The sequence below is a fragment of the Paraburkholderia bryophila genome, from assembly GCF_013409255.1.
In the GTDB taxonomy this organism is placed as follows: Bacteria; Pseudomonadota; Gammaproteobacteria; order Burkholderiales; family Burkholderiaceae; genus Paraburkholderia.
In genome coordinates this window covers 3,418,557-3,443,102 of sequence record NZ_JACCAS010000001.1, presented here as the reverse complement: position 1 = coordinate 3,443,102, position 24,546 = coordinate 3,418,557, and the positions used below count along the sequence as shown (strand labels likewise).

Sequence of the window (24,546 nt, the reverse complement as noted above, 5' to 3'; positions counted from 1 at the left end):
CGCGGTGATGCGTTCCCGCGCGCCTGGTGGGCGCTGAGTGCGCGCTTGGTGCGGGCCGAGTCGCGACTAGTGCGCGACTAGTGCGCGGCGCCCTGCGGCAATCCGCCCGGCGGCGGCGGGTCCGTCACGAAGCCGATCCGCTCGAGCCCGGCCTGCTGCGCCGCGCCCATGACCTGCGCGATCACTTCGTAACGCGTGGAGCGCTCCGCGCGTAGCTGGATTTCCGGCTGATCCGCCTGCTTGCCCGCCTGCGTGAACTGCGCGCGCATCTGCTCCAGCGTGATGGGCTTCGCGTTCCAGTAGAGCTTGCCGGTGGCGTCGATGGAAAGGGAAATGGTCTGCGGCGTCTGGCGCGCGGGCGCCGACGCGACTTTCGGCAGATCCAGCCGGATCGCGTGCGTGAACAAAGGCGCGGTGATGATGAAAATCACCAGCAGCACCAGCATCACGTCAATCAGCGGCGTCATGTTGATCTCGGCCATCGGCGCGGCCGTCTGCTTTTTCTCGAGTCCGCCGAATGCCATGTCGCCTCCTTCTGCCTGAGTGCCGCGTGACGCGCGCCGGTGGATCAGTGAGTCGAGGTCTGCTGGACGCGCGACGGCGCTTCGCGCTGCTCGGCCGGCGCACACACGTACGCATGCAGGTCGTGCGCGAAGCCGTCGAGTTCCTCGGACAATTGCCGCACCATCCGTCCCAGCACGTTGTACGCGAGCACAGCCGGAATCGCGACCACGAGGCCGAACGCGGTCATGATCAGCGCCTCGCCGACCGGACCGGCGACATTCTCGATCTGCGCCTGGCCGCTCGCGGCAATGCTGCCGAGCGCGTGATAAATGCCCCACACGGTGCCAAGCAGCCCGACGAACGGCGCCGTGCTACCAACCGAGGCCAACAGCACCTGACCGAATTCGAGCCGCCGCTGCGACGCATTGAGTGCCTGCCGCAACGCCCGCAGCACCCGCTCGCCACGTTCGACGCGCGCCAGCAACGCACCCGGAATATCCACCTCGGCCGCATGCAGCGCTGCCTCGGCGAGCGGCGTGAAGACGCGCTCGCGGTCCACGCGCTTTAACGCGGCGACGCCGTCGGACAACGTGGACGCCTGCCAGAACTGCGCGATCGCGCGGTTCGCCTGGCGCTTGGCGCGCGTGAGAATCCAGCTCTTGACGATCAGAAAGCACCAGCTCGCAATCGACATAGCCAGCAGCACATACGCGACGCCATGCGTGATCGCGTCGCTGCTTTGCAGGTAATGGATGATGCCGCTGCTGCCTGCCATCTGACCTCGCCGGGGGAAAGTGATTTCAGGGCCGCGAACAGGGGCAGCGTTGCCCCTGCGGCCTGCCTGGCTTGCGAATGCGCTTAACCCGCGTCGCGCAGGCCGAGCACGTCTTGCATGTCGAAAAAGCCGGTTGCGTGGCTTTCGAGGAAACGCACAGCACGAAGCGCGCCTTGCGCATACGACAAACGGCTCGCCGATTTGTGCGTGATTTCGATCCGCTCGCCAATGCCCGCGAACAGCACCGTATGATCGCCGACGATATCGCCACCACGAATCGCCGAAAAACCGATGGTGGACGGATCGCGCTCGCCGGTCACGCCTTCGCGGCTGTAGACCGCGCAGTCGTCGAGATTGCGGCCGAGCGCATGGGCGATCGTTTCGCCCATGGTCAACGCCGTGCCGGACGGCGCGTCGACCTTGTGACGATGATGCGCCTCGATGATCTCGATGTCGTAGCCGGTCGCGAAATGCTTCGCCGCGAACTCCAGCAGCTTCAGCGTGACGTTCACGCCGACGCTCATGTTCGACGCGAACATGATGGCGACCTTCTCCGCGCCGGCGCGCAGTTGCGCCTTCTGCTCGTTGTCGAAGCCGGTTGTACCGATCACCATTTTCACGTTGTGGCGCCGCGCCGCTTCGAGATGCATCAGCGTGCCTTCGGGGCGCGTGAAGTCGATCAGGTAGTCGGACTCGGCGAACACGCGCTCGATGTCGTCGGTGAGCAGCACGCCCGTCTGTTTGCCGAGAAACGCGCCGGCGTCCTGGCCGAGTTGCGGGGAGCCCGCCCGGTCGAGCGCGCCGGACAGCGTGACGCCGGCATCGTTGAGGACGGTTTCGATGAGCATGCGGCCCATACGGCCCGATGCGCCAGCAATGGCAATTTTCATGGCTTCGAGGGTTCGGAAAAAGCAAAAACCCCGGCAAATGCGGGGGGAAGCGGCGGCGAGCAGCACGCCCGGGCGCCGCGCATCACTGAAAAATGCAGAGAACCGGACCGGCGCCGCGCACCACGCGATGGCGCGTGCGCGGTGCCCGATCCTGTGCCCGTCTTAAGACACGGACAGCGGGATTAGCCGCCCGTTCCCGAAGTCGACGGAGAAGAGGTCAGCGGTGCGTTGTACGTCGGGCCGCCGTTGCTGCTTTGCGGACCCGTCGGGCCGACCGGATTGCTGTTGTCCGTATTCGGATTTTGCGGCGGCGGCGGACGGTGGAACTGGAACTGCGGCTGACCCGCGGCCGTCGGCCCTGTTGACGGGATGCCACCACCGCTGGCGGTCGGCGCGCTCGGCACGGACGGCCGCAAGCCACTGCCCGACGACACAGCGTTAGTCGCGCGATTGGCGGCTTGCGCCGCTTCCGCGTTGGCGTCCGTGGACGGCACGGCTGCTGCTGTAGCGCCGACGACAGCCGTCGACGAGGCCGGTGCAGCAGCGGCAGCAGCCGGCGCGCTCGCGCCGCTGGCCGGGCTGAGCAACGCCGCAGCCTTCTTCTTGCCGAGCTTGTCGCCGTCGATTTCAGCCAGCAACTCGAGGTTGGACGGCAGATCTTCGCCGCCGCTCCAGCTTGCGACCCGGTCACCCGAGAACATCACCACGAAATCGCGCTGCTGCACGACGTTGGTCGAGCCGCGCTTGAAATAGAACACGTAGTCCCAGCGGTCCGCGTGGAACATGTCGGTCAACAGCGGCGTGCCGAGCAGTTGCTTCACCTGTGCGCGCGACATGCCGGCCTGCATTTGCGCAGCCGCTTCTTTCGAAACAAAGTTGCCCTGCACGACCGTGATGCGGTACGGCGTGATGCTTTGGGCAACGCGCTGTGTCAGGCTGTCGTAAGTGGAACATCCGGCAAGAACCGCGACAGTCGCAACAGCGATCAAGGTACCCCGCATGCGGCTCCCCCGGTAGATCAATTGAGATTTTGAAATCATTTCACTCACCGTGCGGGCCCGTGGACGAGCCGCGCGAGTTTCATTCCATCGAAGATGACCAGAACGGCAAAAACACATTACTATGAGAGCCCAGCATTGTACTCTAGGGATCCCTTGTCATGACCAATCCAACCGATCTCAAGAATATCGGGCTCAAGGCGACCCTTCCGCGCCTCAAAATCCTTGAGATATTCCAGCACAGCCCGGTGCGTCATCTGACCGCCGAAGATGTGTACCGCAACCTGTTGCACGAAGAACTCGATATCGGCCTGGCAACCGTGTATCGCGTGCTGACGCAGTTCGAGCAGGCTGGCCTGCTGTCGCGCAGCAACTTCGAATCGGGTAAAGCGGTGTTCGAACTGAACGAAGGGTCGCACCACGACCACCTCGTTTGCCTCGATTGCGGGCTCGTCGAAGAATTTTTCGATGCCGAGATCGAAAGCCGTCAGCAATCCATTGCGAAGGAACGCGGCTTCAAACTGCAGGAACACGCGCTGGCGCTGTACGGTGCGTGCACCAAGGAAAATTGCCCGCATCGCAAGCATTGACGCGCCTTCGGGTGTAGTGAGCGAGAGTCGGCCGCGGCGGGGTGCGCGGTCCGGCAGGTAGGCAAAAAAAGACCCGGCCGATGCGAATCGGCCGGGTCTTTTTGCTTCTGCGGCGCGGTGGGATGCGGTCTATCCGCGACGCGCGCGTATGGCCTTATTCGACCAACTCCGCGCTCGCTTCGAACACCAGCCGCCACGGCTCAGCCAATGACAATTCATCGCAATTGGGCTGCTCACCGCCGCGATCGACCACCACGAAATCGCTCACCCGATCGAGCGCCAGCAACGGGTGATGCCAGACGCCCTTCGCGTAGTTCACGCCCTGCCAGGCGTCGGTCCAGAATGCGCGCATCCGCGACGGCTCGAATTCACCCGCCGGCGCGACCACCACCAGATAGCGGCCCGCCGTCAACGGAATGAAAGCCTGACTGCCGAGCGGATGCCGCTCCATCATCGTGATCTCCACCGGTAGCGCGCGCGGTTGCGCGCGAAACAGGTTGATCAGCGGCCGGCCGCCCTGCTCCGTCACATCGACGCTGGCGAGGTCGTGAAAGCGCTCGGTCGTACCGCCGTTGATCGCGAAGTGGCGCGCGCCGTCCAGTTCGATCACGTCGCCGAACGGCGCGAAGGCCGTCCGCGTCAGGCGCTCCATCTGCAATGTTTTCATCGACGAGCTCCGTTACGCGATTTCGCCCCACAAGCGCAGGCGCGACACGCCGCCGTCCGGAAAGATATTGAAACGCACATGCGTGACCGGACCCAGCGACGCGATGCCGTCCGCGAAGGTGTGGACGTGATCCATCTGCAGCTTCTGTTCACCGAGCAGCACCGGCCAGAACATGGCCTGCGTGATGAGCGAATCGTCGGTGCCGCCCGTCACCGTGGCCGCTTGCAGCGAGCAGCGGTCCGGGTAGTTGCCCTTGAAGTGCGCGGTGTCGACTTCGATTTTGCGGATCACGCCCGGCCGCGCCAGCGCGACGATCGCCCAGTCGTTGCCCGGCTCGCGGCGGCGGCGGGTTTCCCAGCCGTCGCCCATGTTCACGCCGCGACCCGGCATCAGCATTTGCGAGGCGGGACCGAAGTGCTGATTGTTGGCCGCGACCAGATACGCGCCGTTCTCGACGGCGGCGAGGTCCAGCAGCGTGCCGCTGTCGACGCGCTCCCAGTCGCGCTTCGGCTGGCCATACACGCGCAAACGGGCGAGGCCGCCGTCCGGATACAGATTCACTCGAAGATGCGTGAACGCGCGCGCGTCGCCCACTTCGACGTAATGGTGCTGGTTGCCTTGCAGCGTAGTGGCCGGCACAAGCGGTTGCCAGTCGGCGTTATCGGACGGCACGTCGCCGTCCGCGTAGCAGGCTTCAATCGATGCGGCCGGCGGGAAGTTGCCGGTGAAGTGGCTCGTGTCCAGATCGACGCCATGCACGACGCCCGGACGCGCGAGGCGGATCACGCAGTAGTCGTGGCCGGTGGTGCGCTTGCGGCGAGTTTCCCAGCCGTCCATCCACTTGCCGTGGTCGTCGTATTTGCCGGGGATGAACACCGCGGGTTGCGGCTCCAGCATGCGTTCCTTGGGCGCGAAGAATTCGTCGCTGGCGTGGAGCGCTTTCGCGCCCAGTCGCGGGTCGGCGAGATTCATGTAGCGACGGGTGAAAGCGGGTGCGTTGGGGTCGAGGATCGGATTGGCCATAGTCTCGGTCAGGCAACGAAAAAGTGAAGGAGTGTCGGCGGATTGTCGTCATCCGCCGAGGCTGGAAGCGCGCTGCGTCGGCGCGCGGAATTCGGGGAATCGGGGAATCGGGAAATCAGACGGCCGGCGCGTGTTCGCCCGCGGCCGATTCGTCGCTCGAATCTTCACCGGCCGGCACGTAGCGCAACGCGGCATCGCGGTTCAACACGCGATGCGCGCGCACCCGGTCGATATCGTTTTCCCACACGGCGACCACCACCGTCGCCACGCAATTGCCGATCAGGTTGGTCAGCGCGCGGGCAATGCCGACGAACCAGTCGACCGGCAGGATCAGCACGAGGCCGAGCACGGGGATCGCCGGAATCGCGGACAGCGTCGCGGCCAGAATCACGATCGCCGAGCCGGGAATGCCGTGCGCGCCCTTCGACGTCACCAGCGACACCAGCACCACGACGATCAGGTCATGCAAGGACAGCGGCGTGTTGGTGGCCTGCGCGATGAAGATCACCGCGAGCGTGAGATAGATCGAGAAGCCGTCGAGATTGAACGAGTAGCCGGTCGGAATCACCAGGCCGACGGTCGAATCCTTCACGCCCATCCATTCGAGCTTGCGCATGATCTGCGGCAGCACGGCGTCGGACGAAGCGGTGCCGAGCACGATCGACAGTTCTTCGCGCAGATAGCGGATCAGCTTGAAGATGCTGAAGCCGGCGAGCCGCATCACTACACCCAGCACGACCACCACGAACACGAAGCAGCTCGCGTAGAACACCAGCACCAGCAAGCCGAGTTGCTTGAGCGATTCGACGCCGTAGGTGCCCGTCGTAAAAGCGATCGCGCCGAGCACGCCGAGCGGCGCGAGCTTGATGATGAAACCCATCACGCGGAAAAACACTTGCGACAGTTCGTCGATCAGGCTGCTGACGCGCTGCGCCTTATTGCCGAGCAGCGACAGCGCCGAGCCGAACAGCACCGAAAACACCAGAATTTGCAGGATGTCGCCGGTGGCGAACGCGTTGATCGCCGTGTCGGGGATGATCTTCAGCAGAAAGCCCGCGGTGTCCTTGAGGCTCTTGGCGTTCTCGGTGTACGTGGCCAGCGAGGCAGGATCGAGCGAATGCAGATTGATGTTCATGCCGACGCCGGGACGTGTGGCATACGCGAGCACCGCGCCGATCACGAGCGCGATCGTCGTCATGACCTCGAAGTAGACCACCGCCTTCAAACCAACGCGGCCGACTTTGCGCAGATCGCCGGCATGCGCCATGCCGCTCACCACGACGCAGAACACGATCGGGCCGATCACCATCTTGATCAGCTTGAGAAAGCCGTCGCCGAGCGGACGCAGCGATTGGGCGAAATGCGGATACACGGCGCCGATCACAATGCCGGCCACCAGCGCTATGACGACCCGGCCAAACAGCGAATTGAAAAACTTCAACACGGCTTTCTCCTGGTTGAGATGCTGATCTGTTCAGACTGGTCCGACCAGTACTGTTATGGCAGATAGTAGGAAGCCGATATACTGACGTCAAGGTTTCAAGGAACAGTGTTTACCCGTTGTTTTTGCAGCCATTTCGGGTCGTATCGCGAATGCGCAACGATGTGCCGCATGAGCGTTCGGCACGCGTAATACAATGCTGGTCTGACCACGCTTTCAAGTGAGTTACGATGAAAAACGCCCCGCACACCGTCACCGACGCCGCCATCGCGACCATTCGCGAACGCATCGAAGCGGGCGTCTATCCGGTGGGCAGTTTGCTGCCGGCGCAGCGTCAGCTTTCCGAGGAACTGGAGATCAGCCGCGCTTCGTTGCGCGAGGCGTTGTCCACACTTGAAGCGCTCGGTCTGCTGATGATCCGGCCCGGCAAGGGCGTCTACGTGGAAAGCGCGCAGGCGGTGGCCGCGCAATCGTGGCGCTTCGCGGAGCAATCGTCGCTGCCGGATACGTACCAGATGCGCTATGCGCTGGAAGGCTTTATCGCGCGCATGGCGGCGCTTGCCGTCAGCGAGGCCGACCTCGCCTGGTTCGAGCACAACATCACGGCCATGCAAACGGCGCTCGCGTGCGACGAACTCGACGAGGCCGCGCGCCTCGACTACGACTTCCATATGCGGATCGTGAATATTGCCGGCAACGCGGCGATCGAATCGATCCTGAGCAGCAGCGCGGACATCATGAAGGAAAGCCAGCGCATGCCGTTCTACCGACGCGAGCTGGTGCTGTCCACGTACATCGAACATCGTGTGATTCTGGATGCGCTGAAGGCGCGCGATTCCATCGCGGCGGGCCAGGCGATCGAGACGCATATCTCGAACGCGGCGCAGCGCGCCGGCGTGTACTTCCCGACGCCGTAGACGCGAACGTAGAGGCAAACGCGTTAGACGCGGCAGATGCCTCAGCCATGCCAAACGCGCCGGCGCAGAACGCAGGCGTAAAAAAGCCGCTCCGAAGAGCGGCTTTTCTTTGCCTCTGACGCTTCAGCCCCGCCGACTCAGAGCCGGCAGCGCAATGCGTTGTCGACCTTACTTCGCGTTGGCCAGCGCCACAGCCGTATCCAGCATGCGGTTCGAGAAGCCCCACTCGTTGTCGTACCAGCTCGACACCTTCACCAGACGGCCCGACACCTTGGTCAGCGTCGCGTCGAACGTCGACGAAGCCGGGTTGTGGTTGAAGTCGATCGACACCAGCGGCGCCTCGTTGTAACCGAGGATGCCCTTCAGCGAGCCTTCCGACGCTTCCTTCATGATCGCATTGACTTCTTCGACCGTCGTGTCGCGCGCGGCGATGAACGACAGGTCGACCACCGACACGTTGATCGTCGGCACGCGAATCGCGTAGCCGTCGAGCTTGCCGTTCAGTTCCGGCAGCACCAGGCCAACCGCCGACGCAGCGCCGGTCTTGGTCGGGATCTGGCTATGCGTGGCCGAACGCGCGCGGCGCAGGTCTTCGTGGTACACGTCCGTCAGAACCTGGTCGTTCGTGTAAGCGTGAATCGTGGTCATCAGACCGTTCACGAGGCCGATCTTGTCGTTCAGCGGCTTGACGAGCGGTGCGAGGCAGTTCGTCGTGCACGATGCGTTCGAGATCACCGTGTCCGATGCCTTCAGCACATGGTGGTTCACGCCGTAGACGATCGTTGCGTCGACGTCTTTACCGCCCGGCGCCGAGATGATCACCTTCTTCGCGCCACCCTTGATGTGCGCGCTCGCCTTTTCCTTGGTCGTGAAAAAGCCCGTGCATTCCAACACGACGTCAACGTTCAGCTCGCCCCACGGCAGTTCGGCCGGGTTGCGGTTCGCCAGCACGCGGATCTTGTCGCCGTTCACAACCAGGTAGTCGCCGTCCACCGACACTTCGCCCGGGAACTTGCCGTGCGCGGTGTCGTATTGCGTCAGGTGTGCGTTGGTCTTGGCATCGCCGAGATCGTTGATGGCGACGATTTCGATATCGTGCTTCTTGCCGTTTTCATAGAAGGCGCGCAGCGTGTTGCGGCCGATCCGGCCGTAGCCGTTGATTGCGACGCGAATCGTCATGGTCTATCTCCTGATGGCTGAAAAAAATTCGTCTCTATTCGTCTGCGCTTCCCAGTCTGACCGCAACGCATGCGGCCAGACTTGCCGAAGATCAGCCGAGTGCCGCTTTGGCCGTCGCTACCACGTTCTCGACGGTGAAGCCGAAATGCTTGAACAGCACGCCAGCCGGGGCCGATTCGCCGAACGTGTCGATGCCGACCACGCCGCCTTCCAGACCCACGTACTTGCGCCAGAAATCCGTGACACCTGCTTCGATCGCGACGCGGCGCACGCCTTGCGGCAACACGCGTTCGCGGTACTCGGCGTCCTGCTTGTCGAACACGGTGGTCGACGGCATGGACACGACGCGGGCGCCGATGCCTTCGCGCGCCAGCGACTCGACCGCGTTCAGCGCCAGTTCGACTTCCGAACCGGTGGCGATCAGGATGATCTTGCGCGCGGGGATTTCGTCGTTCCAGTCGCGCAGCACGTAGCCGCCCTTCTCGATGTTGGCGATCTGCGCGTCCGTGCGTTCCGAGAACAGCAGGTTCTGACGGCTGAAGATCAGGACCGACGGGCCGTGATGTTCGACCGCGTGGGTCCAGGCCACCGCCGTTTCGACCGTATCGGCCGGGCGCCACACTTGCAGATGCGGAATCAGACGCAGGCTCGCGACGTGTTCGATCGACTGGTGGGTCGGGCCGTCTTCGCCGAGACCGATCGAGTCGTGCGTGAACACGAAGATCGACGGCGCTTTCATCAGCGCGGCGACGCGCAACGCGTTGCGGCTGTAGTCGGAGAACGTCAGGAACGTGCCGCCGAAGGCCTTGAAGCCGCCGTGCACCGCGATGCCGTTGATCGCCGCGCTCATGCCGAATTCGCGCACGCCGTAGTTCACGTAGTTGCCGGCAGCGCGGCCTTCCGCGTTCACGCGCACCGGCTTGGCGGCCTTCCAGTTGGTCAGGTTCGAACCTGTCAGATCGGCGGAGCCGCCAAGCAGTTCCGGCAGCACGGCCGACAGACCTTCGATAGCCTGTTGCGACGCTTTACGCGTAGCAATGGTTTCCTTGCGTTCGTTCGCGCCGGCGACGATCGCCTTCGCCTGTTCCGCCCAATCGGCCGGCAACTGCTTGGCCATACGGCGCGTGAATTCGGCGGCTTCCTGCGGATACTTGGCCTGATAGGCCGCGAACGCCTTGTCCCACTCGGATTCGATGCGCGCGCCCGCTTCCTTCGCGTCCCACGCTGCATAGACTTCCTGCGGAATCACGAACGGCTCCCACTTCCAGCCGATCTTTTCACGCGTGGCCGCGATTTCCTTGTCGCCGAGCGGCGAGCCGTGCGAATCGTGGCTGCCGGCCTTGGTCGGCGCGCCTTCTCCGATCACGGTCTTGCAGCAGATCAGCGTCGGCTTGTCGGATTGCTTGGCTTGTTTGATCGCCGCGTCCACCGCGTCGACGTCGTGGCCGACCACGTTCGGGACCACGTTCCAGCCGTACGCTTCGAAGCGCTTCGGCGTGTCGTCGTGGAACCAGTGCACCACTTCGCCGTCGATCGAGATGCCGTTGTCGTCGTAGAACGCGATCAGCTTGTTCAGCTTCAGCACGCCCGCGAGCGAGCAGGCTTCGTGCGAGATGCCTTCCATCAGACAGCCGTCGCCGACGAACACGTAGGTGTGGTGGTCGACGATCTTCGCGTCGGGCTTGTTGAATTCGGTGGCCAGCAGCGACTCGGCGAGCGCCATGCCGACCGCATTCGCCAGACCCTGGCCGAGCGGGCCAGTGGTCGTTTCGACGCCCGGCGTGATGCCGTATTCCGGGTGACCCGGCGTCTTCGAATGCATCTGGCGGAAGTTCTTCAGTTCTTCGATCGGCAGATCGTAGCCGGTCAGATGCAGCAGCGAGTACAGCAGCATCGAGCCGTGGCCGTTCGACAGCACGAAGCGGTCGCGGTCCGACCACTGCGGGTTCGTCGGGTTGTGACGCAGATGACGCGACCACAAGGCCACGCCGATTTCGGCCATGCCCATCGGCATGCCGGGGTGACCGGAATTCGCTTTTTGAACGGCGTCCATGGACAACGCGCGGATTGCGTTGGCCATCAGGGAAGTGGGTGCGGGAGACGGGGTCGTCATGTCGAGTCCGGAGACAGAGTCAGAAAGCGGTGTGCGCTTGAGTCCCGGATGCTCGGCGGCCAGTTCGCTTCGGCGCACGGTGCGGCGCCAGGAGACGCGAAACGGGCAGAGCAAACGGACAAGGCTGAAAGCGTGACATTCTAGCAGAACGTTGCGCGGCTCCCGAGCGGAAACCCGCATGGCCCGAGGCCGCGCGTGAGCGCTGGGGTGTGCTGCGGTTCGGCCCGGTTCGGCCCGGTTCGCCTCGGTTCGCGGTTTACAATTGGACAACCTGAACCCACCGCGCTCCCGACGGAGCCCGTCCGCCGTGAGCGCTCCGCTGCTGTTTCACCCAAGTCCCGACGCCGTCTACGGATTTCCGCACGCACGACGGATCGCCTGTGTCGACTCGCCGTATCAGCGTATCGAGGTGTGGGACACGCCTCAGCTCGGCCGGCTCTTCACGCTCGACAGCCGTCCGATGACCTCCGTCGGCGACGAGTTCATCTATCACGAATGCATGGTGCATCCAGCCGCGCTCACGCATCCGGCGCCGAAGTCCGCGCTGGTGCTGGGCGGCGGCGACGGCGGGGCCGCGCGGCAACTGCTGAAGCATCCCGGCATCGAACGCATCGTGGTGGCGGAGTTGGATGCCGAAGTGGTGCGCCTGACGCGCGAGCATTTGCCCGACGTACACGGCGGCGCTTTCGACGACCCGCGCGTCGAACTGGTAATCGGCGACGCCGCCGGTTACGTTGCGGCGACGGCAACATCGGCGGAGACACGGTTCGATCTGGTGATATTCGACCTGACGCCGCCGGACTCGCCCGCAGCGGGCTTGTACACACAGGCCTTCTACACGCAGCTCAAACGGACGATGACCCCAACCGCCGCGCTCTCCGTGCATCTCGGCTCGCCCTACTTTCATGCGCAGCGCGTAGCCGGCCTGCTCGACGGCTTGCGCACGGCATTCGCGATTGTCCGCACGATGAGCGCCTTCATCCCGCTGTACGGCTCGCTCTGGATGATGGCCACCGCCAGCGACACGCTCGACCCCACGGCCCTCGACGCCGACGCGCTCGCCGCACGTTTCGCCGCGCGCCGACTCGAACTCGCCTCGCTGAGGCATTACGACCCGGCCCTGCACGCGGGACTGTTCTCGGCATCGCGCTCCGTGCGCGATAAACTAAGTCAATTCTTAACGTCAACACACTGAAGCGTGGGCACAATGTACGGTTCGCCCGGGCCGCACGATCGACACACCGATTGCGCAGTCGTCCCGCTGATCGCACAGCCTGCGTCCCGCCAACCCCTCTCGATCCGGAGAATCCCATGACCGCCTCCCGCCCAGCCGGTGTGCCCTGGTTGACCCCCTATCTGACAGTACGCGACGCAGGCGCCACGAGCGCATTCTTCTCGGCGGCGTTCGGCTTCGAAGTACGCGACAGCGTGCAGGACGACGGCGTCGTCATGCATGTCGAGATGACCTATCAAGGCCAGTTGATCGTGATGTTCGCGCCCGAAGGCGCGTTCGGGTCCGCGGCGAAAACCCCCAAAAGCGCGGGCGCGATCGCGCCGCAATCGTTCTATGTCTATGTCGACGACGTCGACGCGGTTTACACGCGGGCGCTGGCCGCCGGCGCCAAATCGTTGAGCGAGCCACAGGATCAGTTCTGGGGCGACCGCTTCGCCCAGGTCGAAGACCTAGACGGCTACCGTTGGGCGCTCGCTCGCCACCTTTCCTGAACCAATGAGTATTTCTCTGATGCCTCGCTTCTTCGTCGATACGGCGCTCAACTCCGACGACATCCTGCCGCTTCCGGACGACGTCGTACGTCACATCCTCGTTCTGCGCCTGCAGCCCGGCGACTCGATCGTGCTGTTCAACGGCGAAGGCGGCGAGTACAGCGCTGAACTCGTCGAGGTCGAACGCCGCTCGGCGAAGGTCGTGGTGCGCGAATTCCGCGCCATCGAAATCGAAGCGCCGTATCACCTCACGCTCGCGCAGGGCATCGCCGGCGGCGACAAGATGGACTGGCTGATCGAAAAAGCGGTCGAACTCGGCGCGTCGTGCTTCATGCCGTTGACCACCACGCGTAGCGTCGTGCGCCTGTCCGGCGAGCGCGCGCAGCGGCGGCATGCGCATTGGCAAGGGATCGTACGCGCGTCGTGCGAACAGTGCGGCCGCAATCGTCTGCCGGAAGTCATGCCGGTGCGCGAGATCGCGACCTGGCTCGGCGCGCTGCCGCGCACGCCGGAAGACAGCGAACTGCGGATTCTGCTGTCGCCGCGCGCGAGCATCAGCTTTACGGCGTTGCCCGCCACGCCGCCGCTCGGACGCGTGACCGTGCTGGTCGGCCCGGAAGGCGGTTTTTCCGCCGCCGAAGAAGCCGCCGCGACCGATCACGGCTTTACCGCGGTTGGGCTCGGCCCACGCGTGTTGCGCACCGAAACGGCCGGAATCGCCGTGCTTTCCGCGCTGGCCGCGCGCTGGGGTGGGTGGTAAGTCGACATCGGCGGCCCACTCAACGCCGCGCACCAAAAGCAAAAGGCCCGCCAATCGGCGGGCCCTTTTTTTTCTCAGCCTCAGGCAGCGACTGCGCTGCGCGGCCAAACCTTACGCAAACGAGTAGAACACCCGGAACGCCACCTTGCGCTCGGCCCAGAACTCGGCCGCTTCGCGGAACACGTCCAGCAGCGTTTCACGACCTTCCTTGTCGAACTTCTGAGCGACCGGCAATTGTTCGAGCACGATCACGAAGCCGGGTTGCGTACCGGCCTTATGAACCAGGTCGGTCAGGCAATCGTAGAGCGCGTCGTAATTTTTGCCGAAGTGCTTCGGAAACAGGAACGATGTCGCGATAGTCTCGAGCACTTCCTGCTTGGACTGCGCGTTCGCGCAATATGCATAGAGGAAATGCTGGCCGAGTTGCTCGGCCTCGTCAGCTAGATCCTGCACGCGAAACGCGCGGATCGACTGTACGATGTTCGGTCGTACGGTCTTGAAAAGACTCATGGGCTCCTCGTTCGATGAAACCACAGTGCCTGTTTCGCTCTGGTTCTCGCGGCCCTGATCGCCGGCGCGCATCTGCATGACGCGTTGGAACAAATTGCCGTCGCCGGCCGCGAAAAGATCCGTCGCGACTCCGGAGTCGTGCGCGTAGACGTTGTCGCTCATGCCGTTCATCCCGATGTCATTCAACAATACGATTAAAACTGGTGTAGTGGTCGTCCGAGTAGTAACAATTGTCGGTTCGCTGTAGCGGACCACCGCAGACGATGCGACGCGCCCCGCGATTACGCGCGCGAGGCGTGGGAACGGTGTATTCGTGGTAATAGCCGCGCCGATGGGCCGGCAGCAACCGTTCGCGATTGCCGAATACGATGCCGTCCTTCTCATACGGGTAAGGCCCGCCGGCGGCAATCAAGTTCAATGTATTGACCGCTTCGCGCGGCAACTGCGCCAGCGCGACGACGCCCTGCACCTGTGCGTTTGCATCGGCGGGCGCCGTATAGTCGCGCGCCAACGCGCCAGGCACGGAACCGGATAACACGCACAGCGTTAAAGCACCGATCAGCACGCCTTTCATGCGCAGCCACTTGCGTGCCATGTACCAGGGTTCCCGCTGTTAAATCACGAGTTTGACGACCATGAAAGTCGTAAGGGTATCGCTAATAGCCTTTGGAATCAACGTTCGCCAGGCTGGCGTTCGCTATCAGTCAAGCGAAAACGCCCACCAGAGTGGCTTTGACGACTTTTGACAGAATTGTTAGCTTAGTCAAGCTAAACTTTAGCTCGATTTAGCAATCGCACGCTGGTTGCGTGAGATTCAGCATGCGGCCAGCTTGGGTGCGTCGCCTTCTGGCGCGCGCCCGGAGGGCTAAATTCGTTGGAAGCTGGATCGTGCGGTTTGCCATTTCAGGGTGACTATTCCCCAGTTCACCCGAGGCGTGCCCATTGCGGGCACGCTTTTTTTTCCGCTTTTTCGTGTTTTTCGTGTGGCGAGGATCCCCTGCGCCACACGAGGTTCGATCAACAGACTCGATGCAGGCCCGATCAGCGCGCCGCGATCACGTCCGCGACCAGCAGCGCCGTCATGTTGACGATCCGGCGCACCGTTGCCGACGCCGTCAGCACGTGAACCGGCTGAGCCGCGCCCAGCAGCATCGGACCAATCGCGATGTTGTTGCCCGCGGCAGTCTTCAGCAGGTTGTACGAGATGTTGGCCGCGTCGATGTTCGGCAGCACCAGCAGATTCGCGTCGCCTTCGAGCGTCGAATCGGGCAGCACTTCGCGGCGCAGATTCGCGTCGAGCGCCACGTCGCCGTGCATTTCGCCGTCCACTTGCAGTTCCGGCGCGCGCTCGCGCAGGATCGCCAGCGTGTCGCGCATCTTCTGCGCGGTCGGCGCATTGCTCGAACCGAAGTTCGAATGCGACAGCAGCGCGACCTTCGGCTCGATACCGAAACGGCGCACTTCTTCCGCAGCCATGATCGTGATCTCGGCCAGTTGCTCCGGCGTCGGGTCCACGTTCACGTGCGTATCGACAATGAAAATCTGCCGATTCGGCAGCACCAGACCATTCATCGCCGCGTAGACCTTGCGGCCTTCCTTCTTGCCGATCACCTGATCGATGAAGTGCAGGTGACGGTGCGTCGTGCTGACCGTGCCGCAGATCATGCCGTCCGCTTCGCCCTTCTTCACCAGCATCGCGCCGATCAGCGTGGTGCGGCGGCGCATTTCGAGCTTGGCCATCTGCTCGGTGATGCCCTTACGGGACATCATCTTGAAGTATTCCTGCCAGAAGTCGCGATAACGCTCGTCATGGTCGGTGTTCACGACCGTGTAGTCCTGACCCGCGATCAGACGCAGACCGTAGCGCGCGATCCGCTGCTCGATCACCGCCGGACGACCGATCAGAATCGGCTTGGCGAGCTTTTCGTCGACGATGATCTGCATGGCGCGCAGCACGCGCTCTTCTTCGCCTTCCGCGAACACAATGCGCTTCTTCTCCGGTTCGACGCCACGCGCCACCTGGAAGATCGGCTTCATGGTCGTGCCGCTGTGATACACGAACTGCTGCAGATGCTGTTCGTACGCGTCCATATCTTCGATCGGACGCTCGGCGACGCCCGAATCCATCGCGGCCTTCGCCACGGCCGGCGCGACCTTGACGATCAGGCGCGGATCGAACGGCTTCGGAATCAGATAGGCCGGCCCGAACGATAGATCCTGAATGCCGTAAGCCGTCGCGACGATATCGCTCTGCTCCTGGCGCGCCAGTTCGGCGATCGCGTTGACCGCCGCGATTTCCATTTCCCGCGTCACCGTCGTCGCGCCCGCGTCCAACGCGCCGCGGAACAGGAACGGGAACACCAGCACGTTGTTCACCTGGTTCGGATAGTCGGTGCGGCCCGTGCACAGCACCGCGTCCGGACGCACTTCGAGTGCGAGTTCCGGCAGGATTTCCGGCGTCGGATTGGCGAGCGCCAGAATCAGCGGCCTGTCCGCCATCTGCTTGACCATGTCCTGCTTCAGCACGCCGCCGGCCGACAGACCCAGGAAAATGTCCGCGCCGCCGATTGCTTCGGCGAGCGTGCGGGCGTCGGTTTCACGCGCGAAGCGTTCCTTGTCCGGGTCCATCAGTTCGACGCGGCCCTTGTAGACCACGCCGGCCAGATCGGTGACGGTGATATTTTCGAGCGGCAGGCCGATATCGACCAGAAGATCCAGACAGGCCAGCGCCGCGGCGCCCGCGCCCGACGACACCAGCTTGACCGACTTGATGTCTTTGCCGACCACCTTCAAACCGTTGGTGATGGCTGCCGCCACGACGATCGCCGTGCCGTGCTGGTCGTCGTGGAACACCGGAATCTTCATGCGCTTGCGGCATTCGCGTTCGACGATGAAGCAATCCGGCGCCTTGATGTCTTCCAGGTTGATCCCGCCGAAGGTCGGCTCGAGCGCGCAGATCACCTCGACCAGCTTGTGCGGATCGGACTCGTTCAGCTCGATATCGAACACGTCGATGCCGGCAAACTTCTTGAACAGCACCGCCTTGCCTTCCATGACCGGCTTCGACGCGAGCGGCCCGATGTTGCCCAGACCCAGCACCGCGGTGCCGTTCGTGACGACGCCGACCAGGTTGCTGCGCGCGGTGAAACGCGCGGCGTTCAGCGGATTCTCGACGATTTCCTCGCACGCGAACGCGACACCCGGCGAATACGCCAGCGCGAGATCGCGCTGGTTGATCATCTGCTTGGTCGGGGCGATCGCGATCTTCCCCGGAGTGGGAAACTCGTGGTAATCGAGGGCGGCTTCGCGGAGTTTGCTATTGACGGGAGTCGACATAAGGCGGGCTTCGAAGTGCGGATTAGAATAGATGTTCGACGGCATTGTAGCCCCAATTGCCGGCTCAATTCCTTCAAAACGGGTACAACTGCCGCGACCGAAACAGTGCGAAAGGTCGATGCAATGTGCATCGGTCGAAATGCAGCGTTGACGTGCCGTACAGCCTACTCGCTTGGGCGTTGCCGGCGCATTAGGGATTGAACCCGGATTGAACCGGCGGTCGCTTCGTACAATGCGCGCCGTTAGCCGACGTTCGCGGCGCTTATTGGCTCAACTATCGCTCGCTTTCGGTCACCTACCGCTCATCCACCGCTCACTTACTGTTCACGCACCGCCGCCATGCTCTCCGAGTTTTCGCTGATCGATCGTTTCTTCGCGCGCCGCGCCGCCGCTCAACCGTCCGACACGGAGAGCGGCGCGCTCGGCATCGGCGACGACTGCGCGCTGCTCGCGCCACGCCCCGGCGAAATGCTGGCGATATCGACCGACATGCTGGTGGAAGGCCGCCACTTCTTCGCCGACGTCGATCCGCAAGCGCTCGGTCACAAAGCGCTCGCGGTGAATCTGTCGGATCTCGCGGCAATGGGCGCGCGGCCGCAGGCGTTCACGCTGGCGTTCTCGTTGCCGAAAGCCGACGAAACCTGGCTGGCCGCCTTCAGCGCAGGACTCTTCGCGCTGGCCGAGCGCTACGAGTGCGCGCTGATCGGCGGCGATACGACCGGCGGCCCGTTGAATCTGTGCATCACCGTGTTCGGCAGTGTGCCGCCGCAAGTAGCGCTGCGCCGCGACGCCGCGCAAGCCGGCGACGACATCTGGATTTCCGGCGCCCTCGGCAACGCACGCGCCGGGCTCGGCGTACAGCGCGGCGAGTGGCAGGCCGATGCCGACGACGCTGCGACGTTTCGTCGCGCCCTCGAGCGCCCGGAGCCGCGCGTCGCGCTCGGGCTGGCGCTGCGCGGCATCGCGCACGCGGCGCTCGATCTGTCGGATGGCCTCGCCGGCGATCTGCTGCACATTCTCGAACGCTCCAACTTGCAGGCCACCGTCGACGTCGACGCGGTGCCGCGCTCGGCCGCGCTGCGGCGTTTGTCGCCGGCCATCCAGCAGCGCTGCACGCTGGCCGGCGGCGACGATTACGAACTGTGCTTCACCGCGCCGGCTTCCGCGCGCGCCGCAGTGCAAAACGCCGGTCGCGAGGCGGCCGTGCCGGTCACCCGCGTCGGTACAATAAGCGCTCTCCAAACGGCGGCCGACCGCCCGGCGATCGGCTGGCGCGACGCCGCCGGCGCGCCGCTCACTCTGACGTTGCAAGGCTTCGACCACTTTCATGCAGACTGATCCCCCGCTCGGCCCCGCCGACGAACTCATCGACGGCCAGCCGCCGAAAGAGCCCAACGCGCCCAATCCGCGCCCACGGCCGCGCCGCGCGAGCGCGCGGTTCATGCTGTCGCATCCGCTGCACATGCTGTCGCTGGGGTTCGGCAGCGGCTTGTCGCCCATCGCGCCAGGCACCTTCGGCACGCTGTTCGCGTGGGCGTCGTTCATCGTTCTGAGTCGCTATCTGACCGTGACCGAATGGGGTCTGCTGATCGCGTTCGGTTTTGTCGGCGGCATCGCGCTGTGCGGCTTTACCGCGAAGAGGCTGGGCATCGACGACCCGTCGCCGGTCGTGTGGGACGAGATCGTCGCGTTCTGGCTGGTGCTGCTGATGGTCACGCCCGCCACGCTGACCGAGCAGTTGTGGGCGTTCATCGTGTTCCGCTTCTTCGATATGGTGAAACCGCCGCCCATCGGTTATTTCGATCGCCGTCTGAAAGGTGGCTTTGGCATCATGTTCGATGACCTGGTTGCCGCATTTTTCACGCTGCTCGTCATTGCGCTCTGGCGCATGTCGGTTTAATCCTCGCCGGCGGCCGGCCCTGTGCCGCCGGACCTCGCCCGCGGGCCCCCGTTTTCCGGATTGACGCCATGCCTACCGATTCCGTGGTTCACCAGCTCGCGATTCGCGTGAGCAACCGCCTGCGCGACGAACGCCTGATGCTCGTCACCGCCGAATCCTGTACGGGCGGCATGGTGGCGACCGCGATCACCGACATTTCCGGCAGCAGCGGCTGGTTCGAACGCGGCTTCGTCACGTATTCGAATCAGGCGAAGAGCGAGATGATCGGCGTGCCGGCCGACATGATCGAGAAGCACGGCGCGGTCAGCGAGCAGGTCGCGCGCGCCATGGCCGAGGGCGCGCTGCGCAATAGTCGCGCGCAGGTGTCGGTGTCGATCACCGGCGTCGCCGGTCCGGGCGGCGGCACCGAGACCAAGCCGGTCGGCATGGTTTCGTTCGGCTGGAGCAACCGGCTGCATACGTCGGTGGAAACGAAGGTTTTCAAGGGCGATCGTGAACAGATTCGCGTGCAGGCCGCCACACATGCGCTGCGCGGCGTGCTGGCGTTGCTCGATGAGCGCGAGCATTGATGGTTCGTCAAAGCGAAACGTTGGGGAGCCGCGAAACCATGTCCGAATCACACGCCGCCATGGCCAAAGACGAACTGATCCGCCGCTTCGATCTGAAGCCGCATCCCGAAGGCGGATTTTTCAGCGAGACGTACCGCTCGGCCGGGCGCGTAACGCGCGATGGTGAGCCGGCGGAGACGCGCTCGGCGTCGACCGCGATCTATTACCTGTTATGCGACGGCGCGCATTCGGCGTGGCATCGGATCAAGTCCGACGAAGTCTGGCATTTCTATGCCGGCGAGCCGCTGAACGTTCACGTGCTCGATGAAAACGGCGCGCTGATCACCCATAAGCTGGGCAATGCGTTGACGCATCCGGATGCCGTGTTTCAGGCCGTGGTGCCGGCGGGCTTGTGGTTCTCCGCGGAGTGCGCCGATCCGTCGACGTTCGCGCTGGTGGGCTGCACCGTCGCGCCGGGATTCGAATTCAGCGAGTTCGAACTGGCGGATGTCGACGCGTTGAAGGCGCGGCATCCTCAGCATGCGGGCTTCATTGAAAAGCCAAGGCCGGCGGTTTAGCCGGCCTTGCTTGAGCGGAGCGCGTAGACAGCGCTCCGGCGAAATGCGGTGGAACGCGGTGGAACAGTCTCAGCAGAAACGCGCCGCCGTCAGAAACCGCAGCACGTTCCTCGCCGAAAACCTCACCGCCAATCTCACCGGAACGCGTTGATCCGATCCCGCGTTTCCATCGCGGCTTTCGCGGCGGCGTCAGCGAAATCGTCGCCCTTACTCGCGTAGATAATCGCACGCGACGAGTTGATCAGCATGCCCGTGCCATTCGCGGTGCGGCCGGCGTTGACGGTCGCCTGCACGTCGCCGCCTTGCGCGCCGATGCCCGGAATCAGCAGCGGCATATCGCCGACAATCCCACGCACCACTTCGATTTCCTTCGGGAACGTCGCGCCGACCACCAGCGCGAGTTGGCCGCTCGCATTCCACTTGTCGGCCGCCAGTTGCGCGACGACCTGATACAGCGGACGGCCGCCGGTTTCCAGAAATTGCAGATCGGAGCCACCCGGGTTCGACGTGCGGCACAGCACGATCACGCCCTTGCCTTCATGCTCCAGATACGGCTGGATCGAATCGAACCCCATGTACGGATTGACCGTCACCGCGTCGGCTTGATAACGCTCGAAGGCTTCGCGCGCGTATTGTTCGGCGGTGCTGCCGATGTCGCCGCGCTTCGCGTCCAGAATCACCGGCAGGCCCGGATGATTTGCGTGAATGTGCGCGATCAGTTGCTCGAGCTGGTCTTCGGCGCGATGCGCGGCGAAGTAGGCGATCTGCGGCTTGAACGACGACGCGTACGGCGCGGTGGCGTCGACGATCGTGCGGCAGAATTCGAAAATCGCTTCGGGACGGCCCGCGAGCGCACCCGGGAATTTGCTGGGCTCGGGATCGAGGCCGACGCACAGCAGCGAGTTGGTGCGCTGCCAGGCGTCGTTGAGTGTCGGGATGAAATGGGACATGGAGGTCTCGCGGCGAGCAGATGAACGGAAGTGGCGCGTATTTTACCCGTCCTGCGCGAGGGGCCGCCCCGTTCGTTATTGCCGCCGCTTCGTCCCACGTGCGCCCGGCATCGAACGCAAACCCGTCCGCTCGACAGTAAACCGGAACGTCCGCGTCAGCCGCTCGCCGCGCTTCAGCAAGGTCATGCCGTTTTCGCACGCGCCGCCGGCCAGGTTCATCGCGTTGATCGGATGATCCACCGGCTCGAAGCAGAAGAAGTCTTCGCCCGTCGGCGTGTACAGCACGTAGTAGTCGGTGTCTGCGGAGATATTCAGCGACAGTCGGCGCTTCGGCCACACCACGGCCGCCTGCCCGCTCCAACCCGTAAAGGCATGATTGACGACGGTATCCGGCAACGGATACGCCACCCCAAATTGCCACGCGGGCGGCGCCGGCACATGACGCACCGGCAGCCAGTCGTCGCCGGACAACCACAAGCCGCCGGCCGCCGCCGACAACTCGGTATCCGCGTCGCGTACAAAGAACGGATGCACGCCGAGCCCGAACGGCAGCGCCTCGCGGCCCGTGTTTTCGATTTCGAGCGTGACGGCGAGTGTCGGGCCGTCCAGCGTGTAGGTTTGCGCCGCGCGGAACGCGTACGGTTTGCCGTCGTGACGATCGAGCGTCAGGCGCACGCTTTCGCGCGCCGACTCGGCCACCTGCCACGCCGACAGCCAGCCGTCGCCGTGAATCGGCAACGGTTCGTCGGCGCGATTGCGCGGCACGTCCACGCGCCGTCCCGCCACATCGAAACGACCACCGCCGATGCGGTTCGAATACGGCAGCAGCGGATAACAGGCCAACTGGTTCGGTTGCGTATCGGCCGCGACATGGCGGCAGCGCCGGAAAATCGGCGTCAGCGCGCCGTCGTTGCGCCAGTCGAAACGGGTGATGCCGCCGCCGAGCGTCGGCGCGACGTCGAGGCGCAAATGGGCATTGGCGAGCGTGATGCACGCGAGTTCACCGCCGCTGCTTTCGCCGACTGCCACCGCCGACGTGCTCGGCCCCGGCAGCACCGGATTGGCCGCCGCGGCAAGTCGCGAGCGCCGGCTCTGGGAGGTCGGCGGGGCGGCGGAAACAAGATTCGCAACAGTCATAGCTGACTCCATCGAGAGGCGTTGGACATGGCCGTCATCGCTGACGGATGCTGTTGGGCGATTTTCTTGAACCGGTCGCCTCTGGGTCCTGCAATGCAGGCTAATAATTTGCGGGCACTGGGATCGCGGCATTCACTGCTGAATCGATTTCAAGGTCACTGCGTGATGCGTGATGCCTGGTACGTGCGACGAGATACCTGAGCGGCAATCGACGCTACCGCCCCAAGCCGCCGCCATGAAAAAGCGGCTGCGTCATTCTGCGCTATGCGGGCGCGCCTTGGAACACCGCTTCCGGCAAACCCGCCCTTTCGACACGCGCGACGAACACGCCGCCCGCGCCTGCGTCGTTCGCGAGCGCCGCAGCGTCGAGACCGATGCGCGCGCTGGTGACGTAAAGCGTATCGAGCTGCGCGCGCCCGTCGGTCGGTCCCTGTGACGCGCCGCCCAACGCGACGCAACTGGGCTGCGCGGTCGGCACGTCGACGCGCTCCGTTTCCACGCCGTCGGGGCCGTAACGCACCACGCGCCGGCCGCCCCACTGCGCGTTCCACAATCCGCCGTCACGGTCGACGGTCGAGCCGTCGGGTTCGCCGGTAGCGTCGGTCAGCGTGGTGAACAGGCGGTCGTTCGCGACGCTGCCGTCGGCGCGATAGTCGCAGGCACGAATTTCACGCGTCGGCGAATCGCAGTAGTACATCGTCGCGCCGTCGGGACTGAACGCAATGCTGTTCGAGATCGCCGGCGCTGGCAACGGCAAACGCTCCAGCGACAGATCGTGATTCAGCCGATAAAACCCGCCCACCGCCTGCAACGGCGAGCCTTCGTCTTTCGTGCCGAACACGAAGCGCCCCTGACGGTCGCAGCGACCGTCGTTCACGCGCGTGTTCATGCCGGGTTCGACGTCGACGATAGGACGCGTCTTGCCCGTCGTCAGATCGAAAAACGCCAGATGCGTGGCCAGACCCAGCAGCAGATAGCGCGGATCCGCGCACAGCGCGAACGTGGCGAGCCGCTCCGGCATGCGCCATTGCGTCGTGTCGCCGTCGCTCGGGTCGTAGCGCCACAAACAGGCGCCTTCGATATCCGTCCAGTAAAAGCGGCCGGTGCTCGCGCACCACGTCGCGCCTTCGCCGAGCGCGCATTGCGTATCGAGCAGCAGCGCGGCCGGCTGCGTGCGCGGACTCGCCGTCACGCCCAGCCTCCGTCCACGATCAGATCTTGAGCGGTGATCATTTTGCTGTCGTCGGCGGCGAGGAAAAGCGCCATGCGCGCGAGATCGGCCGGCTCCAGTTCCGCGTCAATGCACTGGCCTTCCTTGATCGAACGACGGCCCGCGTCGTCGAGCCACAGGCGCTTCTGCTTTTCCGTCATGACCCAGCCCGGCACCAGCGTATTCACGCGGATATTGAAGTGCCCAAGGTCGCGCGCGAGACCACGTGTCAAACCCTGCACCGCCGATTTCGACATCACGTAGACCGGATAGCCGCCGTTCTTCAGCATCCAGCTAATCGAGCCGAGATTGATGATCGAGCCGCTGTTGGCGGCCTTCATGTCGTCCATCACAGCCTGCGCCGCGAAGAACTGGTGACGGATATTCACCGCGATACCCGCGTCGAAAAACTCGCGCGTGACCTCGCCGATCTGGTGGCGTTTGTCGTTCGCCGCGTTGTTCACCAGCACCTGGATCGGGCCGAGCGCGCCTTTGACGTCGGCGATCGCTTTTTGCAGCGCGTCGACGTCGGTCAGATCGCAGGGCAGGAACAGCGGCTTGTGTTTCGAATCGCCGAGTTCATCGGCGAGCGCCTCGCCGGCGCTCGCGTCGATATCGAAAAACGCGACACGGGCGCCCTGCGCCGCGAAATGCTCGACGAACGATGCGCCGATGCCGGTCGCGCCGCCCGTGATCAACACCGTACGGTCGACGAGACTCGGATAGCGCGCGAACGCGGTGTCCGCGAGACGGGCGTTTGCATTGGCCGGAGACGACATCGTTCGATTCCTTTCA

The 24,546-nt window shown here is 64.1% G+C and carries 25 protein-coding genes; 9 read left to right on the top strand and 16 right to left on the bottom strand.

Annotated features, from left to right (window positions below; translation table 11 throughout):
• Positions 1 to 77: 77 nt before the first annotated feature.
• From GGD40_RS15435 to GGD40_RS15420, 4 genes are all read right to left on the bottom strand, one after another.
• The gene (locus GGD40_RS15435) at positions 78 to 524 is read right to left on the bottom strand and encodes an ExbD/TolR family protein (protein WP_179744159.1); all 447 of its coding nucleotides are present in this window, start codon (positions 522 to 524) and stop codon (positions 78 to 80) included.
• A gap of 44 nt (positions 525 to 568) precedes the next feature.
• Positions 569 to 1,279 carry a MotA/TolQ/ExbB proton channel family protein gene (locus tag GGD40_RS15430; RefSeq protein ID WP_179744158.1) on the bottom strand — a complete coding sequence of 237 codons (711 nt, stop codon included), beginning with the start codon at positions 1,277 to 1,279 and terminating at the stop codon, positions 569 to 571.
• A gap of 83 nt (positions 1,280 to 1,362) precedes the next feature.
• Complete coding sequence (dapB, locus tag GGD40_RS15425; RefSeq protein ID WP_179744157.1) at positions 1,363 to 2,169, bottom strand: 4-hydroxy-tetrahydrodipicolinate reductase; 807 nt, start codon at positions 2,167 to 2,169, stop codon at positions 1,363 to 1,365.
• A gap of 182 nt (positions 2,170 to 2,351) precedes the next feature.
• Complete coding sequence (locus GGD40_RS15420; protein ID WP_179744156.1) at positions 2,352 to 3,170, bottom strand: outer membrane protein assembly factor BamE; 819 nt, start codon at positions 3,168 to 3,170, stop codon at positions 2,352 to 2,354.
• Positions 3,171 to 3,328: 158 nt separating this feature from the next.
• Between GGD40_RS15420 and fur the strand changes: the two genes are divergently transcribed.
• A complete protein-coding gene (fur, locus tag GGD40_RS15415; RefSeq protein WP_035548620.1) occupies positions 3,329 to 3,757 on the top strand; it encodes a ferric iron uptake transcriptional regulator in 429 nt (142 codons plus the stop codon).
• Positions 3,758 to 3,911: 154 nt separating this feature from the next.
• Here the strand turns inward: fur and GGD40_RS15410 are convergent, their stop codons facing one another.
• From GGD40_RS15410 to GGD40_RS15400, 3 genes are all read right to left on the bottom strand, one after another.
• Positions 3,912 to 4,424 (bottom strand): ureidoglycolate lyase, encoded by a 513-nt coding sequence (locus GGD40_RS15410; protein ID WP_179744155.1) that lies wholly within the window; start codon positions 4,422 to 4,424, stop codon positions 3,912 to 3,914.
• Between the two features lie 12 nt (positions 4,425 to 4,436).
• A complete protein-coding gene (gene alc / locus GGD40_RS15405; protein ID WP_179744154.1) occupies positions 4,437 to 5,447 on the bottom strand; it encodes an allantoicase in 1,011 nt (336 codons plus the stop codon).
• A 115-nt stretch (positions 5,448 to 5,562) separates the two neighbouring features.
• Positions 5,563 to 6,891 (bottom strand): C4-dicarboxylate transporter DctA, encoded by a 1,329-nt coding sequence (locus tag GGD40_RS15400; RefSeq protein WP_179744153.1) that lies wholly within the window; start codon positions 6,889 to 6,891, stop codon positions 5,563 to 5,565.
• A gap of 227 nt (positions 6,892 to 7,118) precedes the next feature.
• Here GGD40_RS15400 and GGD40_RS15395 point away from each other — a divergent pair, with 227 nt between their 5' ends.
• Positions 7,119 to 7,805: a FadR/GntR family transcriptional regulator gene (locus GGD40_RS15395; RefSeq protein WP_179744152.1), complete on the top strand. Its 687-nt coding sequence runs from the start codon at positions 7,119 to 7,121 to the stop codon at positions 7,803 to 7,805.
• A 168-nt stretch (positions 7,806 to 7,973) separates the two neighbouring features.
• Here the strand turns inward: GGD40_RS15395 and gap are convergent, their stop codons facing one another.
• Together gap and tkt are read right to left on the bottom strand one after the other, a co-directional pair.
• A complete protein-coding gene (gene gap, locus GGD40_RS15390; RefSeq protein ID WP_035548635.1) occupies positions 7,974 to 8,984 on the bottom strand; it encodes a type I glyceraldehyde-3-phosphate dehydrogenase in 1,011 nt (336 codons plus the stop codon).
• Between the two features lie 91 nt (positions 8,985 to 9,075).
• A complete protein-coding gene (tkt, locus tag GGD40_RS15385) occupies positions 9,076 to 11,097 on the bottom strand; it encodes a transketolase (RefSeq protein ID WP_179708316.1) in 2,022 nt (673 codons plus the stop codon).
• A 307-nt stretch (positions 11,098 to 11,404) separates the two neighbouring features.
• Between tkt and speE the strand changes: the two genes are divergently transcribed.
• The 3 genes from speE to GGD40_RS15370 all read left to right on the top strand — a co-directional run bounded on the left by speE (position 11,405) and on the right by GGD40_RS15370 (position 13,582).
• Entirely contained in the window at positions 11,405 to 12,292 is an 888-nt protein-coding gene (gene speE / locus GGD40_RS15380; RefSeq protein ID WP_179744151.1) for a polyamine aminopropyltransferase, read from the top strand.
• Positions 12,293 to 12,408: 116 nt separating this feature from the next.
• Positions 12,409 to 12,822, top strand: coding sequence for a VOC family protein (locus tag GGD40_RS15375; RefSeq protein ID WP_035548641.1), 414 nt, complete (start codon positions 12,409 to 12,411; stop codon positions 12,820 to 12,822).
• A gap of 19 nt (positions 12,823 to 12,841) precedes the next feature.
• The gene (locus GGD40_RS15370) at positions 12,842 to 13,582 is read left to right on the top strand and encodes a 16S rRNA (uracil(1498)-N(3))-methyltransferase (RefSeq protein WP_179708313.1); all 741 of its coding nucleotides are present in this window, start codon (positions 12,842 to 12,844) and stop codon (positions 13,580 to 13,582) included.
• A gap of 111 nt (positions 13,583 to 13,693) precedes the next feature.
• On the opposite strand, the gene GGD40_RS15365 is transcribed toward GGD40_RS15370, so the two are convergent.
• The 3 genes from GGD40_RS15365 to GGD40_RS15355 all read right to left on the bottom strand — a co-directional run bounded on the left by GGD40_RS15365 (position 13,694) and on the right by GGD40_RS15355 (position 17,473).
• Positions 13,694 to 14,254 carry a barstar family protein gene (locus tag GGD40_RS15365; RefSeq protein WP_035549518.1) on the bottom strand — a complete coding sequence of 187 codons (561 nt, stop codon included), beginning with the start codon at positions 14,252 to 14,254 and terminating at the stop codon, positions 13,694 to 13,696.
• A gap of 16 nt (positions 14,255 to 14,270) precedes the next feature.
• Positions 14,271 to 14,687 carry a ribonuclease gene (locus GGD40_RS15360; RefSeq protein ID WP_035548646.1) on the bottom strand — a complete coding sequence of 139 codons (417 nt, stop codon included), beginning with the start codon at positions 14,685 to 14,687 and terminating at the stop codon, positions 14,271 to 14,273.
• Positions 14,688 to 15,133: 446 nt separating this feature from the next.
• A complete protein-coding gene (locus tag GGD40_RS15355) occupies positions 15,134 to 17,473 on the bottom strand; it encodes an NADP-dependent malic enzyme (protein ID WP_179744150.1) in 2,340 nt (779 codons plus the stop codon).
• 294 nt (positions 17,474 to 17,767) lie between these two features.
• Between GGD40_RS15355 and thiL the strand changes: the two genes are divergently transcribed.
• The 4 genes from thiL to GGD40_RS15335 all read left to right on the top strand — a co-directional run bounded on the left by thiL (position 17,768) and on the right by GGD40_RS15335 (position 20,454).
• Complete coding sequence (gene thiL, locus GGD40_RS15350; RefSeq protein WP_179744149.1) at positions 17,768 to 18,766, top strand: thiamine-phosphate kinase; 999 nt, start codon at positions 17,768 to 17,770, stop codon at positions 18,764 to 18,766.
• A complete protein-coding gene (locus GGD40_RS15345; RefSeq protein WP_179744148.1) occupies positions 18,756 to 19,328 on the top strand; it encodes a phosphatidylglycerophosphatase A family protein in 573 nt (190 codons plus the stop codon). Before thiL ends, GGD40_RS15345 begins: the two co-directional genes overlap by 11 nt.
• 68 nt (positions 19,329 to 19,396) lie before the next feature.
• On the top strand, positions 19,397 to 19,897 hold the full coding sequence (locus GGD40_RS15340) for a CinA family protein (RefSeq protein WP_035548656.1): 501 nt from the start codon (positions 19,397 to 19,399) through the stop codon (positions 19,895 to 19,897).
• 38 nt (positions 19,898 to 19,935) lie between these two features.
• The gene (locus GGD40_RS15335; RefSeq protein WP_179744147.1) at positions 19,936 to 20,454 is read left to right on the top strand and encodes a cupin domain-containing protein; all 519 of its coding nucleotides are present in this window, start codon (positions 19,936 to 19,938) and stop codon (positions 20,452 to 20,454) included.
• A 134-nt stretch (positions 20,455 to 20,588) separates the two neighbouring features.
• Here the strand turns inward: GGD40_RS15335 and pyrF are convergent, their stop codons facing one another.
• The 4 genes from pyrF to GGD40_RS15315 all read right to left on the bottom strand — a co-directional run bounded on the left by pyrF (position 20,589) and on the right by GGD40_RS15315 (position 24,530).
• Positions 20,589 to 21,404, bottom strand: coding sequence for an orotidine-5'-phosphate decarboxylase (pyrF, locus tag GGD40_RS15330; RefSeq protein ID WP_035548658.1), 816 nt, complete (start codon positions 21,402 to 21,404; stop codon positions 20,589 to 20,591).
• Between the two features lie 75 nt (positions 21,405 to 21,479).
• Positions 21,480 to 22,541 carry an aldose 1-epimerase gene (locus GGD40_RS15325; RefSeq protein WP_179708300.1) on the bottom strand — a complete coding sequence of 354 codons (1,062 nt, stop codon included), beginning with the start codon at positions 22,539 to 22,541 and terminating at the stop codon, positions 21,480 to 21,482.
• A 262-nt stretch (positions 22,542 to 22,803) separates the two neighbouring features.
• The gene (locus GGD40_RS15320; protein ID WP_179744146.1) at positions 22,804 to 23,733 is read right to left on the bottom strand and encodes an SMP-30/gluconolactonase/LRE family protein; all 930 of its coding nucleotides are present in this window, start codon (positions 23,731 to 23,733) and stop codon (positions 22,804 to 22,806) included.
• The gene (locus GGD40_RS15315) at positions 23,730 to 24,530 is read right to left on the bottom strand and encodes an SDR family NAD(P)-dependent oxidoreductase (protein WP_179708296.1); all 801 of its coding nucleotides are present in this window, start codon (positions 24,528 to 24,530) and stop codon (positions 23,730 to 23,732) included. The genes GGD40_RS15320 and GGD40_RS15315 overlap by 4 nt, the downstream gene beginning before the upstream one ends.
• Between the last annotated feature and the right edge of the window lie 16 nt (positions 24,531 to 24,546).